The 220-nt window shown below is 47.3% G+C and carries 1 protein-coding gene; it reads right to left on the bottom strand.

Features of this window, described 5'->3' with window-relative positions; translation table 11 throughout:
* On the bottom strand, positions 1-220 hold a 220-nt coding region (locus UF75_RS26030), incomplete at both ends, for an acyl-CoA dehydrogenase family protein (protein ID WP_045577402.1).

Genomic DNA, 220 nt, shown 5'->3' with positions numbered 1-220 from the left:
GAAAATTTGCACCGCGTCAGTAGTCACCTTGACCGCCGTATCGCTCGCATACATCTTAGCCATGGAGGCTTGTTTACTGTACGGCAGTCCAGCCATTCTCAGGGAAGCGGCCTGGTAAATCAGTAATTTCGAAGCTTCGATTTGGGTTGCCATATCAGCGAGCATAAATTGAATGCCTTGGAAATTGCCGATAGGTTGTTTAAATTGAATCCGTTCACGC

This window comes from Desulfosporosinus sp. I2 (assembly GCF_000960765.1).
Lineage (GTDB): Bacteria > Bacillota > Desulfitobacteriia > Desulfitobacteriales > Desulfitobacteriaceae > Desulfosporosinus.
The sequence above is the reverse complement of the archived record's forward strand: the minus strand, read 5'-3'. Positions and strand labels throughout refer to the sequence as shown.